Source organism: Streptomyces sp. NPDC021080, assembly GCF_044333225.1.
GTDB lineage: Bacteria > Actinomycetota > Actinomycetes > Streptomycetales > Streptomycetaceae > Streptomyces.
In genome coordinates, this window is sequence record NZ_JBIRQM010000012.1 from 275939 (window position 1) to 290362 (window position 14424).

At 71.6% G+C, this 14424-nt stretch carries 13 protein-coding genes; 6 read left to right on the plus strand and 7 right to left on the minus strand.

Translation table 11 applies throughout. The features are described from left to right. Window positions 1–179 precede the first annotated feature (179 nt). Window positions 180–842, plus strand: a complete 663-nt coding sequence (locus ACH4S8_RS28905; RefSeq protein WP_398399065.1) for an RNA polymerase sigma factor — start codon at window positions 180–182, stop codon at window positions 840–842. Beyond that, window positions 842–1930 carry a hypothetical protein gene (locus ACH4S8_RS28910; protein WP_398399067.1) on the plus strand — a complete coding sequence of 363 codons (1089 nt, stop codon included), beginning with the start codon at window positions 842–844 and terminating at the stop codon, window positions 1928–1930. Before ACH4S8_RS28905 ends, ACH4S8_RS28910 begins: the two co-directional genes overlap by 1 nt. Before the next feature lie 250 nt (window positions 1931–2180). On the opposite strand, the gene ACH4S8_RS28915 is transcribed toward ACH4S8_RS28910, so the two are convergent. Continuing rightward, complete coding sequence (locus ACH4S8_RS28915) at window positions 2181–3056, minus strand: L,D-transpeptidase family protein (RefSeq protein WP_398399069.1); 876 nt, start codon at window positions 3054–3056, stop codon at window positions 2181–2183. A gap of 156 nt (window positions 3057–3212) precedes the next feature. Here ACH4S8_RS28915 and ACH4S8_RS28920 point away from each other — a divergent pair, with 156 nt between their 5' ends. The 3 genes from ACH4S8_RS28920 (at window position 3213) to leuE (ending at window position 6169) form a co-directional block, all read left to right on the plus strand. After that, window positions 3213–4793 carry a methylmalonyl-CoA mutase gene (locus ACH4S8_RS28920; protein ID WP_398399071.1) on the plus strand — a complete coding sequence of 527 codons (1581 nt, stop codon included), beginning with the start codon at window positions 3213–3215 and terminating at the stop codon, window positions 4791–4793. Between the two features lie 92 nt (window positions 4794–4885). Then, window positions 4886–5464 (plus strand): Uma2 family endonuclease, encoded by a 579-nt coding sequence (locus tag ACH4S8_RS28925; RefSeq protein ID WP_398399073.1) that lies wholly within the window; start codon window positions 4886–4888, stop codon window positions 5462–5464. Window positions 5465–5518: 54 nt separating this feature from the next. After that, entirely contained in the window at window positions 5519–6169 is a 651-nt protein-coding gene (leuE, locus tag ACH4S8_RS28930) for a leucine efflux protein LeuE (protein ID WP_398399075.1), read from the plus strand. A gap of 15 nt (window positions 6170–6184) precedes the next feature. Here the strand turns inward: leuE and ACH4S8_RS28935 are convergent, their stop codons facing one another. Continuing rightward, window positions 6185–7627, minus strand: a complete 1443-nt coding sequence (locus ACH4S8_RS28935; RefSeq protein ID WP_398399077.1) for an FAD-dependent oxidoreductase — start codon at window positions 7625–7627, stop codon at window positions 6185–6187. 74 nt (window positions 7628–7701) lie between these two features. On the opposite strand from ACH4S8_RS28935, the gene ACH4S8_RS28940 reads away from it, so the two are divergent. Then, complete coding sequence (locus tag ACH4S8_RS28940; protein ID WP_398399079.1) at window positions 7702–8361, plus strand: TetR/AcrR family transcriptional regulator C-terminal domain-containing protein; 660 nt, start codon at window positions 7702–7704, stop codon at window positions 8359–8361. 59 nt (window positions 8362–8420) lie between these two features. Here ACH4S8_RS28940 and ACH4S8_RS28945 read toward each other — a convergent pair whose 3' ends face one another. From ACH4S8_RS28945 to ACH4S8_RS28965, 5 genes are all read right to left on the minus strand, one after another. Further along, window positions 8421–9503, minus strand: a complete 1083-nt coding sequence (locus ACH4S8_RS28945; protein ID WP_398399081.1) for a hypothetical protein — start codon at window positions 9501–9503, stop codon at window positions 8421–8423. Continuing rightward, window positions 9500–10072, minus strand: a complete 573-nt coding sequence (locus ACH4S8_RS28950; protein ID WP_398399083.1) for an RNA polymerase sigma factor — start codon at window positions 10070–10072, stop codon at window positions 9500–9502. The genes ACH4S8_RS28945 and ACH4S8_RS28950 overlap by 4 nt, the downstream gene beginning before the upstream one ends. A gap of 220 nt (window positions 10073–10292) precedes the next feature. Beyond that, window positions 10293–11459 (minus strand): acyltransferase family protein, encoded by a 1167-nt coding sequence (locus ACH4S8_RS28955; protein WP_398399085.1) that lies wholly within the window; start codon window positions 11457–11459, stop codon window positions 10293–10295. A 552-nt stretch (window positions 11460–12011) separates the two neighbouring features. After that, window positions 12012–13346, minus strand: a complete 1335-nt coding sequence (locus ACH4S8_RS28960; RefSeq protein ID WP_398399087.1) for an alpha-2,8-polysialyltransferase family protein — start codon at window positions 13344–13346, stop codon at window positions 12012–12014. Next, on the minus strand, window positions 13343–14323 hold the full coding sequence (locus tag ACH4S8_RS28965; RefSeq protein ID WP_398399089.1) for a glycosyltransferase family 2 protein: 981 nt from the start codon (window positions 14321–14323) through the stop codon (window positions 13343–13345). Before ACH4S8_RS28965 ends, ACH4S8_RS28960 begins: the two co-directional genes overlap by 4 nt. Between the last annotated feature and the right edge of the window lie 101 nt (window positions 14324–14424).

The following is a 14424-nucleotide window of genomic DNA, read 5'->3' on the forward strand; positions in this document are numbered from 1 at the left end:
TGGGACCACGACCGTGTGGACCCTGGGACCGTGACCACGTGGGGCCTCGACCGAACCGCGCGGCGCAGAAGACCAGAATCACGCGGACCTGAGACCGAACCGTCCATCGAGGAACGCACGACGGCGATGACCCGGTCCGCGAGAGCGGCGCCGGCCGAGGCGCAAAGAGGGGCGCGGGGGTGCTGGGGGACGACGCGGAGCTGACCGCCGCGGTACATGCCGCACAGTACGGGGACGAGACCGCGTTCCGGACTGTGTACCGAGCGGTGCATCCACGCCTGCTCGGATACGTACGGACACTGGTGGGCGAGCCGGACGCGGAGGACGTCACGTCCGAGGCCTGGCTCCAGATCGCCCGTGACCTGGAACGCTTCAGCGGGGACGCGGACCGTTTCCGCGGCTGGGCGGCGAGGATCGCCCGCAACCGGGCGCTGGACCACATACGCATGCGCGGGCGCCGTCCCGCGATAGGCGGCGACGAGACCGAACTGACCGGCAAGGCCGCCGAGTCGGACACCGCGACCGAGGCCATGGAGGCGCTGTCCACCGGCAGCACCCTCTCGCTGATCGCGCAGCTCCCGCAGGACCAGGCGGAGGCCGTCGTCCTGCGGGTCGTCGTCGGTCTCGACGCCAAGACGGCCGCCGAGACCCTCGGCAAGCGCCCCGGAGCCGTCCGCACGGCCGCCCACCGGGGTCTGAAACGGCTCGCGGAACTGCTCGGCACCGATCCGGAATCGGTCGGCGCGCTCGACGCCGTTCCCCCGCAACGAGGTTCGCGCGCCCGCGCGGTGACGTCCGCCGGTGTGACGCATACGCGTTCGCGGGCGCAGAAGGACATGTGATGGCCGACGAGCAGTACAGGTGGCTGGACCGGGACGCGGCGGAGCGTCTGATGAACGGGGAGCCGCTGGAAACCGTCGACCCCAACAGCCGTGACCAGGTGGCCCGGCTCACCGCGGCCCTCGGAGCACTGGCCGCCGAACCCGCGCCGAGCGGCGACGAACTCCCGGGCGAGGCCGTCGCGTTGGCCGCGTTCCGCAAGGCGCGCGCGGATGGCGACGGCGTCGCCGCGCAGCTCGGCCACCGCGGTCGCACGCGATCCGGTGCGCATGCCGCGGACGCCGGTCTCGTACGGATCGGCCGTCCCGCCGCACACGGACGCCGGACCCGCTGGGGACGGCCCACCCGGTTCGGGCTGGCCGCGGTCCTGGCCGTCGGGATGGTCGGCGGAGTCGCCGTCGCCGCCGGAACCGGAGTGCTGCCGACCCCGTTCACCCGTGAACACCCGGGCCCGGCCGCGACGGTCACGGCGGTACGGACCCCGGACCGTCCGCTCGTCTCGCTGCCGCCCTCGCCCTCACCCGGAGTCTCCGGCGGCAACGGCGCCGTGGTGCCGACGCCTGACGGTCCGTCGGGCACACCCTCCGCGGACACCGCCTCACCCACGGACCCCGGCTACGCGAGCGGTCTGCCGCGTCCCGACTCCTCCGGGAACGCCGACCGCACCCGCGAGTGGTGGGCCCGTACGCGGTCGTACTGCCGTGACGTCCTGGACGGCAAGGACCTCGACGCGGACCGCAGGCGTGCCCTGGAGCATGTGGCGGGCGGCGGGGCCCGGGTGAGGCTGTACTGCTCGGGCGTCCTCGGCCGCGGACCGGGCCGGGGCGACGGCAACGACGGCGGCGGCGAGCAGGGGACGGGTCAGGGCTCCGGCCAGGGCGATCAGGGGGACTCGGGCGGCGGTGACGGCGACGGCCACCACATAGGTCCCGGCGGCAACGACCCTCGTGGCAACGGTGTCAGCACCCCGTCCGTGCTGCGCCCGGGACTGACGTCGCTCCTGCCGGTCGCGCCGACCTGGACCCGGCCGACGGGCCCGACGCCGGGGGAGACGCCGAGCCTGTCGGCCGACGTGCCGTCAGCCGCCTGACTCCCGTCCTCCGGTAGCGCTCTGACCTGCACTTTTGTATTTCGTTGAAATTTTTATCGGCTGGGTGTGACGTTTTCGGCCGCCGCGACGCAGTACGTGATGAGCCGACTGGTCATCGGCCGTAGCGCGGAGCCGGGGTTCCCCCCGTACCCACGGCTTCGTGCAACTGGCGCGGGCGGGACACGTTCCCCCGGTCCCGCCCGCGCCCCACACGTCCGCCCCGCCTTCGCGCAGGGGCCCGCCCCGTCCGTCACCAGTAGACGACGACCTTGTCGCCCGTGCGGACCTGCGCGAACAGCGCCGCGACCTTGCCCTCGTCCCGTACGTTGACGCAGCCGTGCGAGGCGCCGTAGTAGCCGCGGGCCGCGAAGTCCGAGGAATAGTGCACCGCTTGGCCGCCGCTGAAGAACATCGCGTACGGCATCGACGTGTGATAGATCGTCGACACATGGTGGCGTGACTTGAAGTAGACGCTGAACACACCTTCGCGGGTCGGCGTGTACTGCGAGCCGAACCGGACGTCCATCTCCGAGACCGTCCTGCCGTCGATCATCCAGCGCAGGGTGCGGCTCGTCTTGCTGACGCACAGCACGCGGCCCGTCATGCAGCGCGGGTCGGGCTTCGCGGCCGGCTGCCCGCCATAGGGGTACAGTTCCCAGTCCGCCGGCTCGTGGGTCATCCGCCGCAGCCGCTGCCAGGTGACGGTGTCCAGATCCCCGGTGCGCGGCAGTCCCCGTTTGCCCTGGAACCCCTTCACGGCCGCGACCGTCCGGGCGTCGTACGTCCCCGTCGGCGGGGTGATCAGCCAGGCGACCTGGTGCAGCCGGGCCTGCGCCCTACGGACGTCGTCGCCCCGGTCGCCCCTGGACCAGAGAACCTCGGCGGGCTCGGCGGCAGGCCCGCTCCCGTCCTTCCCCGTGCCCGCGGAGCCGGACGCCCCTCCCCCGCCCTTCGAGGGGGCGCCGGACCCGCCGTCGCCCTTCCCGTCCGTGCCGGAGGCGTGGTCGGCCGAACCGGCGATCCGCGACTCCTTCCCCTGCGCGTCCCCGGTGTTCACCGTGCAGCCGCTCACCACGGCGAACACCGCGAGCGCGGCCAGCGATCCCCTCAAGCCGGTCGTACGCATCCGGACCCCTGTCCCACCCGTCCTGTCGTGCACATCAGGCCCCCGTCCTGCCGTCGTGTCACCTGAGATGCTCCCCGCGGGTGACCGGTTGCGAACGGGGCGGCATGGTGGAAGAGAACCACGGAAACATCGGACCGTTTCACGGGAGGCACAGCCATGGCGCGCGAATCCGAGTCCGGACTGCCCATCGAGCCGGTCTACGGCCCCGAGGCCCTGGAGGGCTGGGACCCGGCCGAGAAGCTCGGCGCGCCGGGCGCCTACCCCTTCACCCGTGGTGTGTACCCGTCGATGTACACGGGCCGTCCGTGGACCATGCGGCAGTACGCGGGGTTCGGTACGGCCGTGGAGTCCAACGCCCGCTACCGGCAGCTCATCGCCAACGGCACGACGGGCCTGTCGGTCGCCTTCGACCTGCCCACCCAGATGGGCCACGACTCGGACGCCCCGCTCGCGCACGGTGAGGTCGGCAAGGTCGGCGTGGCGATCGACTCGGTCGACGACATGCGGGTCCTGTTCGGCGGGATCCCGCTGGACAAGGTCTCCACCTCGATGACCATCAACGCGCCCGCCGCGCTGCTGCTGCTGATGTACCAGCTGGTCGGCGAGGAACAGGGCGTGTCCGCCGACCGGTTGACCGGCACCGTCCAGAACGACGTCCTCAAGGAGTACATCGCCCGCGGGACGTACATCTTCCCGCCCAAGCCGTCCCTGCGGCTGATCGCGGACATCTTCAAGTACTGCGGGGCCGAGATCCCGAAGTGGAACACGATCTCGATCTCGGGCTACCACATGGCCGAGGCGGGCGCCTCTCCCGCGCAGGAGATCGCGTTCACGCTCGCCGACGGCATCGAGTACGTCCGCACCGCCGTCGCCGCCGGTATGGACGTCGACGACTTCGCGCCCCGCCTCTCCTTCTTCTTCGTCGCCCGGACGACGCTCCTGGAGGAGGTCGCCAAGTTCCGTGCCGCCAGGCGCATCTGGGCCCGGGTGATGCGGGACGAGTTCGGCGCGAGGAACCCCAAGTCGCTGATGCTGCGCTTCCACACCCAGACGGCGGGCGTCCAGCTCACCGCCCAGCAGCCGGAGGTGAACCTCGTCCGGGTCGCGGTCCAGGGGCTCGCCGCGGTCCTCGGCGGCACCCAGTCGCTGCACACCAACTCCTTCGACGAGGCCATCGCGCTGCCCACCGACAAATCCGCCCGGCTGGCCCTGCGCACCCAGCAGGTCCTCGCCTACGAGACGGACGTGACGGCGACGGTCGACCCCTTCGCCGGCTCGTACGTCGTCGAGCGGATGACCGACGACGTCGAGGCGGCGGCCGTCGCCCTCATGACGCGGGTCGAGGACCTCGGCGGCGCCGTCGAGGCCATCGAGCAGGGCTTCCAGAAGGGCGAGATCGAGCGGTCCGCCTACCGGGTCGCCCAGGAGACCGACTCCGGCGAGCGGGTGGTGGTCGGCGTCAACCGCTTCCGGCTCGACGCGGAGGAGCCGTACGAGCCGCTGCGGGTCGACCCGGCCATCGAGGCCCAGCAGGCCGAACGCCTCGCCCGGCTCCGCGCCGAGCGCGACCAGGAGGCCGTCGACACCGCGCTCGCCGCCCTGAAGAAGGCCGCCGAGGGCACGGACAACGTCCTGTACCCGATGAAGGACGCCCTGCGCGCCCGCGCGACGGTCGGCGAGGTCTGCAACGCGCTGCGCGAGATCTGGGGGACGTACGTACCGTCGGACGCGTTCTGAGCCGGGCGGTTCACCCGTTCGGATGATCATGGGTGAATGCCGTGCGCCCCCGGCTACGCTCAGGGAGAGTCACCCCTGCAAAGGAGGACGCCGTGGCCGTACTGCAACACGAGCTGACGTTGGGCGAAGCCGCCGACCTGCTCTTCCGCGCACTGCCCGGGTACCGCGTGGAGATTCTGCAGGGGAGGCTCACCGTGACACCACCGCCGGACGGCTCGCATGCGCTGTCGTTGTCGTGGCTGGTCGTGGCGTTCGACAGGGCGGGGGCCCGTGAGGCCGGACTCAGGTACGTCCAGGGCGTCGGCCTCTGGCTGCCCACGCTGCCCGACGACTTCGCCATCCCCGACTTCTCGATCGTCGACGAGGACTTCCGTGACGCCCTCGTCCAGAAGAACTGCTACGCCCCGAACGTCTTCCGGCTGGTCGTCGAGGTGACCTCGTCGAACTGGTCCGACGACCTCGGCCCCAAGGTCGAGTGCTACGCCGAGGCCGGTGTCCCCGTCTACGTCGTCGTCGACCGCAAGCACGACGAGGTCCTGCTGTACCGGGACCCGGTCAACGGCAAGTACCCGGCGCCCGAGCGCCACAAGCGCGGCCAGAGCGTCCCGGTCCCCGCGTCCGTCGGTATCGGCCTCGACCTGCCGGTGGACACCCTCCTCGACGGTGACTGACCTGTGATGGGACGCCCGGAGACGATGTCGTAGCCCCGTGCGACACTCGCTCTCATGCTTGGTGTCATCGATCTCCCCACCTATCTCGCGGGCCTCGTCCTGATCGTCCTGCTGCCGGGACCGAACTCGCTGTACGTGCTGTCCGTCGCCGCCCGCAAGGGTGTTCGCACGGGATATACCGCCGCCGCGGGCGTGTGGTGCGGGGACACCGTGCTGATGACCCTGTCGGCCGCCGGTGTGGCGTCGTTGCTCCAGGCGAACGCCGTGCTGTTCGGCATCGTGAAGTACGCCGGTGCGGGCTATCTGACCTGGCTGGCGATCGGGATGCTGCGTGCCGCGCACGCCATGTGGCGGGCCCGGCGGGATCCGGTCGCCGAGAGCGCGGAGCCCGAGACGGTGGCGGGGGAGCGGCCGTTCCGGCGGGCACTGGTGATCAGCCTGTTCAACCCGAAGGCGATCCTGTTCTTCGTCGCCTTCTTCGTCCAGTTCGTCGACCCTGGCTATGCCTACCCGGCGCTCTCGTTCGTCGTGCTCGGTGCCTTCGCCCAGCTCGCGAGCGTCCTCTATCTGACCGCGCTGATCTTCAGCGGTACGCGTCTCGCGGCGGCCTTCCGCCGCCGCAAGCGCCTGTCCGCGGGCGCCACCACCGCCGCGGGCGCCCTCTTCCTCGGTTTCGCGGTCAAGCTCACGCTCGCCAGCGCGTAGTCGTCCGGCGCACGGTCAGCCGGCGCCCAGGCCCACCCGGGCCGCGTACTCCCGCAGGTCCCGCGCGTCGGAGCCCGCCCATCCCACGTACCCGTCGGGACGGACGAGGAAGACCCCGGTCCCGTACCGCTCGTACGATCCGATCCGCGCGGTCGGGACGCCGGGGAGCACCGGTAGTTCCGTGACCGTGCCGACGCTGAGCAGCGTCCAGTGCGCTCCCCGGAACTCGTCGAAGAGGCGTACGCCGTCCACGGTTCCGTCGGGGGCGCGGTCGCCCGCGCGCAGCGCCTCGTCCGGCAGGTCCGTACGTGTCTCCACCGCGAGGGAGGAGCCGCGGTAGCCGAGGCCGAGCTGACGGGTCTCCCCGCCGCGACGGGCCTCGCCGCGGTGGATCTTCGTGGACAGGCCGAGCATGGCGGCGGCGATGGGGAGGCGTTCCTCCTCGTAGGTGTCGAGGAGGGACTCGGGAGCCTCGCCGCCGAGGACCGCGCCGAGCTTCCAGCCCAGGTTGTAGGCGTCCTGGACGCTGGTGTTGAGCCCTTGGCCGCCGGCCGGGGAGTGGATGTGCGCCGCGTCCCCGGCGAGGAACACCCGCCCGGCGCGGAAGCGGTCCGCCAGTGCCGCGCGCGGCCGGAACTCCGAGACCCAGCGCACCTCGGTCACCGCGTCGGCGGTCAGGTGCGAGCGGGCGGCGACGGTCTTGCGCACGCCGTCGGGGGAGGCGTCGACCGGCGTCCCGTCCGGGAACTGGGCGACGACCTGGAAATCCTCGGTGCCCGCGAGCGGGCAGATCGCCATGAAGCCGCCTCCGGTGTCCTCGCGCGGCGGGAAGACGTGCCAGTTGTCGCGGTCCAGCCCGGTGATCCGCACGTCCGAGACGAGGACCGGGTCCGGGTCGACTGTCTCGCCGGTCATGGCGATCCCGAGCGCGCGCCGCACCGCGGAACGGCCGCCGTCGGCGGCGACGACGTACCGGGCACGGACCGGCGGGCCGGAAGCGAACTCCACGGTCGCCCCGTCCTCGTCCTGGGCGGCCGCGACCACCTCGCGGCCGAAGGCGACCCGGCCCCCGAGCTCGGTCAGCCGCGCGTACAGGATCTCCTGCGTACGCCACTGCGGCACCATCCACGGCGCGTTGTACGGCGAGTCCTCGGTCGGCTCGGCCGGGTCGAACATCTGGTGTTCGCCGACCCGTCGGCCGTCCTGCCAGATCATCCCGACCGGGTAGTCGCCGCCCGCCGCGCGGATCGCGTCGAGGACGCCGAGGTCGTCGAAGACCTCCATGGTGCGCGGCTGGAGCCCCTTGCCGCGCGACCCCGGCGCGAGCTCCTCGCCCCGCTCCACGACGAGCGCGTCCACGCCCCGCCGCGCGAGATCGACGCCGAGGGCGAGACCGGTCGGACCCGCGCCGACGACGAGTACGTCCACGTCCACGTTCGCACCGGCTTCCGAAGTCATGCCCACAGCCCTCTCCTTAACGCTGTTAAGTTCCATGTCGCGAGCATGCCCTTAACGGCGTTAAACTGTCAAGCGTGGCTACCCAGAGACCCCAGCGGTCCCCCCGGCTGGACAAGAAGCAGGTCGTCGAGACCGCGCTGCGGCTCCTCAACGAGACCGGCCTCGACGGCCTCACCCTGCGGGCCATCGCCAAGGAGCTGAACGTCCAGGCGCCGGCGCTCTACTGGCATTTCAAGAACAAGCAGGAACTGCTCGACGAGATGGCCACGGAGATGTACCGCCGGATGGTCGACGTCCCCGGATCGGCAGGGGGAACCGGCTGGCGGGAGCGGCTGCTCGCGGCCAACCGCGGACTGCGCACCGCCCTGCTGAGCTACCGCGACGGCGCCAAGGTCTTCAGCGGTTCACGCTTCACGGGCACCCTGCACGCCGTCGAGATGGAGCGGACGCTGACGCTCTTCACCCGGGCGGGATTCACCCTGACGCAGGCGGTGCGCGCGACCTCCACCGCGTACGCGTACACGATCGGCTTCGTCACCGAGGAGCAGGGCGTCCAGCCGCTGCCGGGCGAGCGCCGCGAGGGGTACGACATGGAGGAACGCGCCCGCCGCATGGCCGACTTCCCCCTGTCGGCCGCGGCGGGCGCGGAGATCTTCGAGGACTACGAACAGCACTTCGAGGAAGGACTCGGCCTGATCGTCGCGGGCATCGAGGCGCGCTACGGGATCGGCTGAACGCTGCGGCGGAAGGAGCGGCGCCGCCGGACCGGGGTCCGGCGGCGCCTTCCCGTACGTCAGGCGTGCCGTTGCGGTGTGCCGGTCCCTTCGGGTGCCGTCCGTGCCGCGCCCACCGACAGATACGTCACGCGACTGACGATCCTGCCGTCCTCCTTGCCACCACGCTGGTAGACCGCGCCTTCCAGCAGGAGCGCCGACTTCGGGTCGATGACGAGACGGCTGCGCCGTTCGTGGTCGTTCAGCTCGACGGCCGTTCCGGCGCGCCCGATGCTGTCCCTGGTCATGCCGTGCAGCCGGATGCCGGGGATCTCGGCGAGCAGTTCGTACAGCGCGGCCCGCACCCCCGGTCCGGACGGAGCGCCGGCGAGCAGGGAGTCGGCGCCGTTGAAGAGCGCCACCCAGGTGGATCGCTTCGGCCTGCTGCCGAGGAGGCGGGTCCTGAGGGCGGCCGGGGTGGTGGGCAGGGTGCGCAGGTCGTCCCAGGTGATGTCCTTCTCCGCGATGTCCCAGCTCATCATGTCGGTCGGGTACTCGCTGACCCCGCCGGCCGCGGTCTTCAGGATCATTCCGGTGCGGCTCAGCCAGGTCACGGAATGCCGCGTCTCACCGTCGGGGTGCTGCGAGTGCAGCCTCGCGGCCTTGGGCGGAGGGCCCGACGTCATCATGGCGTCGACCCTCCAGTAGGGAGCCGTGGAACCGGCCCCGCCCGCCGCGACGTAGGCGACCTGCTGAAGGAACTCCGGCGCGGTCGTGGTGTGTTCACGACGCTCACCGGAGCCGGCCCGCGGCAGCAGCACCGCCCCGGCTGCCGCGGCGGCCACCCCGCCTGCGGCCAGCAGCATGCGACGCCGGTTCAGCACCGGACGCGGCTCCGGGGTCCGCACCGGTCCCTGGACCGCGGCCGTCGACCGGGCCCTGCCCTCCTCCTCGGCGATCGCGCGCGCCGTCCTCGTGTCCTCCGCCGTAGCCGCGCGCGCCGTCCTCGTCTCCTCCGTCGCGGCCACCCGCACCGCGGTCAGCGCGGCTCGGACCACGGCGGGTTCCGGTGGCGGGACACGTCCGGCGGCGACCAGCCGTCCGGCGCCGGCGAAGTCCGGCGCGAACGTGTCGTCGTCGTACCGTTCGTCGTGCTGGGTCATGTCAGGTCTCCCGCCAAGAAGTCTGTCGTGATGTCCGTTCCCTGCGCGGCTCCCAGGGCCTCCCGCAGCCTCTGGCGGGCCCGGTACAGCCGGGAGCGGGCCGTGCCCGGAGGGACGCCGACGGCGGTCGCGGCCTCGGCCGGGGTGAGCTCGTCCCATACGACGAGCAGCAGCAGTTGGCGCTCGGCCTCCGGCATCGCGGCGAGTACCCGGCGGATCAGCGGGGCCACGGCCGCGGCGTCGAGCCGCTGGTCGACGGCGTGCCAGGGGTCGGTGCTCCGCTCGGTCCGTGACGCGATCCCCTGGTCCCGCGCCGCGCCGCGCCAGTGGCCGGCCACCACGACGCGAGCCACTCCGAACAGCCAGCCGCGCGCGGTGCCGCGGCCGGGGTCGAAGGTCGTGCGGCTGCGGAACGCGTGGAGCCAGGTCTCCGAGAGGAGGTCGTCCGCCGCGGCCGGGGCCCGTCGGGCGAGAAAGCCGTGCAGGGCCGAGGAATGGCGCGTGACCAGAGGTTCGAACGCCACGGGATCCCGCAGCGAGCGGATGAGCAGTTCTTCGTCCGTGTCCACCGGACCTTCCCTTCCGCGGCCGCGTCGGCCGCGTCCGGTGCTTGGTGGCCCGCGGGCGGCGCGTTCGCAGAAGGGCCGCTTTTCGGCCACCGGTCAGGGCCCTGCACCCTGCCTCTGGAGCCGCGCTCCTCCAGCCCCGCGGGGATCGACCTCGCCGGGGCTCGGAACGCCGCAGGGGCTGAGCGGTTCGGCTCAGCCCCTGCGGTGTCCGGGAGGGAGGCTACGGGCGCGGCCTCGACAGGGCCGTGCGCAGTTTCGGGGTGAGCCGGTTCTCGACGAAGCGGTTGAGCAGCCAGGCGAGCAGCAGCATCGTGGCGACCGTGGCCGGGAAGGTGCCGTACGACGGGATGTGCAGGGTCCGGTGGTAGGCCTTGATGACGACCCAGCCCAGGTGTTCGTGGACCAGGTAGAAGGGGTACGTCAGCGCGCCCGCGACCGTCAGCCAGCGCCAGTTCGCCCAGTGCAGCCAGCCCAGCGCGATCGCGGCGACGGCGGCGTAGCCGAAGGTGACGACGAGGACGATGGCGAGGGACGAGCGGTCGGAGAAGAACTCCGGGTTCGGGGCGTGCCACAGGCGCTGCACCGCGTAGTGCTGGCCTATCAGCCAGCTCACGCCGACGATGCCCCAGGCGTACGCGTCACGGCGGTTGCGATGGACGAGGTAGAGGCCGACACCGCCGATGAAGTACGGCGCGTACTCGGGCATCAGGACCATGGTGAGCAGGGGTTCGTTCACGCCCTGCGCGATGGCCGCGGCCAGGGTCCAGCCCGCGCAGAACAGGATCACGCGCTGCCGGTTCGCCCCCGGCAGCACGATGCACAGCGCGAAGAGGGCGTAGAAGCGGACCTCCGCCCACAGGGTCCAGCACACGCCGAGCACCCGGTCGACGCCCAGCGGCTGCTGGAGCATCGTGAGGTTGACCAGGGCGTCGCTCGGGGAGACCGTCCTGTACGCGACGAAGGGCAGCGCGAACACGGCCGTCACGAGGATGATCGCGGCCCAGTACGCGGGCAGCAGCCGCGAGGCGCGGGAGGCGAAGAAGGAGCGCAGCGGCCGGCCCCACCCGCTCATGCAGATGACGAAGCCGCTGATCACGAAGAAGACCTGCACGCCCAGACAGCCGTAGGCGAACAGATGGTGCAGGGTGGGGAACTGGTGCTTCGGCGAACTGCCCCAGGCCTGGACGACCTCGCCGTCCCGGCCGCCGTAGTGGTACCCCGCCACCATCAGGGCCGCGACGAGCCGCAGTCCGTCGAGGGCGCGCAGCCGGTTCTCCCGGCGCACCACGGGTCGGGGGGCGGCGGCGGACGTCTCGGCGGGTGGCAGGACGGTACGGACCACGGTGCCGGTCGACGTCCCGCGGGCCTCCTCGGGCGTGTCGATCACAAGGTTCCCCTCGATGGGACTCAGCTGGCCCACAGCACGTTAGTCCGATAGTCGGGGATGCTTACGGCCTGGCGAGGCCGGTTCCCCGTCTTGCCCACGGGAGTTCATCTGTGGGTTGCCGTCGCGTTGAAGACTCGGCCGGCGGTGGGTGGGTCGGGGCCGTGCCGGTGCATCAGCCCGTCGCCGTCGGACGAGAGGTGAACGTCGGTGGCGACGGGCATCGATGTACCGGCACGGCCCCTCACGCCGGATCCCGGGTGCGGGTGGGATTTTCCAGCCCGTCCACCCCGTCCAGCCCGCTTTTCAGGCGTGGGGCCAGTTTCAGCCCCTCCGGCGTTTGAGGAGCGGGGTCTGGGGCGGAGCCCCAGGTACGGGTTGGGTAGGGGCGGAGGGGGCGAGGAAGGTGGGGCCGGCACCCCGTGCCGGGGGCGGTGGGAGCGCCGGTTCCGGGGATCAGGGGCTTGCGCTGAGGCGGGGGTGCAGGCAAGGGAGCGGGGCCCGGTCGTGGTCGACCTGGCCCCGCTTCCTGGTGTCCCGCGCGGTGAGCGCCCCTCAGCGGCCCACCGCCCGCTTCAGCGAGCGCGCCCTGCGGGCGACCCGGCGCACGGTCGCGTTGCGCGGGATGAAGGCCAGCTGGGCCGGGACCGCCCCGGGCAGGGCCAGCGAGGTCAGGCGCTTGCGCTTGAAGTAGCGCCAGGTCTGCTGGGTCAGCCGGTCCGTCAGATAGCTCTCGGCCGCCGGGCGCAGGTCCGGGTAGATCTTCGGCTGCATCGCGAAGCCGACGGCTCTGAGGAGTCTCGTCAGGTCCGTCACGTCCATGCCGGGGCGCTGCTCGGTGACCGCGGCGCCGTCCGCCAGGTCGGGCAGCAGCGCGTCGACGATGGTCACCGGGACGCGGTTGCTGTTCTCGTACGGGGTGAGCCGGTCCAGCAGCGAGCCGGTGCCGACGCGGGCGACCGGCAGGCCGTACAGCGCGGACGCCGTGAACAGCGCCGTGGAGAAGCAGCCGACGACCAGCGCGGGGCGCATCCGCTGGTAGAGCACCTCGGCGAGGACCGGGGTGTCGAGGACGGTGAGGTCGGCGCCCAGCTTCTCGGCCTCCCGTTCCAGCATCCGCGACCAGCGCGCCGGGGCCGAGGGGTGCGGCTTGAACACCACTCGGGTGTGCCCGAGCGCGAGGGCCCCCTTCAGCATCCGTACGTGGAGCTGCTCCTCCTCCTCGGCGGTGAGGATCTCCAGCGCCGAGAGGTACTGGCCGAGCAGCAGCGCCGGCTCGTCCACCGACGGCAGTTCGTCCCCGGTGTCGACGAGTTCCGCGAGCACCTTCACGAACGCGTCCGTGGGCACGATCTCCGGCTCGACGCCGAACTCGGTGAGCAGCAGCGGCTTCAGGCCCGGGACCAGGTCCAGATGGAGCAGCCGGGTCACCCGGGTGCCGACCAGCGGGTCGATCTTGTTGCGGGTGGGTCCGTAGCTCATCAGGCCGTCGGCGTACACCGTGACGGGCGCGCCCATGAAGATCTGGCAGACGCCGAGCGCCGGGTTGACCTGGATCGACTCCACGGCCAGTTCGACGTCGTCGTCGCCGAGGTTCCAGGCGAGCCGCAGGTGCCGCTCCCACAGCGGGACGTCGTCCGGCCGCGGGGCCCAGCCGCCCGGGTGGAAGGGGGAGATGGTCCCGTTCCACGAGATGACCTCGTCGAAGCGGCCGCGCAGCTTCTCGAAGCCGGGCATCTCGTCCACGCCGGACGTCGTCTCGGGCGTCGCCGCGTTGTTGGAGACGAGCAGGATGCGCCGGTCGGCGGGTCCGAAGGCGTCGGTGTCGAGGGCCGCGGCGAGCGTGGCCGTGCCGTACAGCGTGGACGCCATGAAGATCTGGGTGGTCACGCGGCCACCCCCGCGGCGGGCGCGGGCCGTCGGCGCAGCCGGCGCAGCCGGGTGGCGCGCTGGACGTCCATCGAGTCGAGGGCCTCGTCGAGCACGCCCTGGGGCATACGGCGCAGTGCCACGGCACTCATGGACTTCAGTTTCCGTGCCACTGCCGGCTCGAACCTTTCGATGGATCCCAGGTGATGGGAAATAATCGCGCAATACGTGCGCACGGCTTTGGGAAGGAGTTTTTCCGCGTCCCGGTCCTCGGCGGTTTCCGCCACGACCTGGTCGAACGCCCGAATGAAATCGAGTTGGCGCACGTCCCCGATCTGGGTGAGGGAGGAGGCGACACCGCGCCGGTAGTACACGCCGAGCAGCCCCACCGTGGCGAAGGATTCCGCCTCCCGGTGCAGCTTCCAGATCCACGGCCGGTCCTCGGCCGTGCGCAGCCCGTCGGTGAAGTGGAGCAGCCCCCGGTCGACCAGCCGGCGGTGGTAGATGCCCGCCCAGGCGTACGCGTAGTCGACGGAGGTGGAACGGTCGGAGGGAAGGATGGCGTCGCGGGGACTGAGGACGACTCCGCGGCGGCCGTGCGGGACACGGTGGATGGTGCGGGCGCGCGCGGTGCACTGGACATGGTCCGTGCGGACGAAGTCGCAGCCCAGGTCCTCGATGGAGGAGACGAGTTGTTCGTAGTATCCGGGGGCGAGCCAGTCGTCCCCGTCGAGGAACGTGAGGTACTCGCCCCGCGCCTTGTCGATCCCGGTGTTGCGCGCGGTGGCCAGTCCTCCGTTCTTCTCGTGTCTGACATACACCGCACCCGGGAGCTCGCGCTCCGCGCGCGCGAGGATGTCCGGTGTCTCGTCGCGCGAGCAGTCGTCGACGAGAATGAATTCGAAATCCTGCCGTGCGTTCGCACGCAGGCTCTTCAGGGTGTCGGGCGCATATTGCTGCACGTTGTAGAACGGCACGATGACGGAGAGCTTGACCACGCCTGTGACGTTAGGGGGAAGCCCGGCATTCGTCTTTACCGTTGGTGAGATGCAAGGTGAACGACGCGTGGCGGTACCGTGAACCACGTCGTTTTCTCAGC

Bases quoted from the DNA above. Each gene is read 5' to 3' on its own strand.
- ACH4S8_RS28910 (WP_398399067.1), top strand. From the start codon at position 842: ATGGCCGACGAGCAGTACAGGTGGCTGGACCGGGACGCGGCGGAGCGT.
- ACH4S8_RS28915 (WP_398399069.1), bottom strand. From the start codon at position 3,056: ATGCGTACGACCGGCTTGAGGGGATCGCTGGCCGCGCTCGCGGTGTTC.
- ACH4S8_RS28920 (WP_398399071.1), top strand. From the start codon at position 3,213: ATGGCGCGCGAATCCGAGTCCGGACTGCCCATCGAGCCGGTCTACGGC.
- leuE (WP_398399075.1), top strand. From the start codon at position 5,519: ATGCTTGGTGTCATCGATCTCCCCACCTATCTCGCGGGCCTCGTCCTG.
- ACH4S8_RS28935 (WP_398399077.1), bottom strand. From the start codon at position 7,627: ATGACTTCGGAAGCCGGTGCGAACGTGGACGTGGACGTACTCGTCGTC.
- ACH4S8_RS28945 (WP_398399081.1), bottom strand. From the start codon at position 9,503: ATGACCCAGCACGACGAACGGTACGACGACGACACGTTCGCGCCGGAC.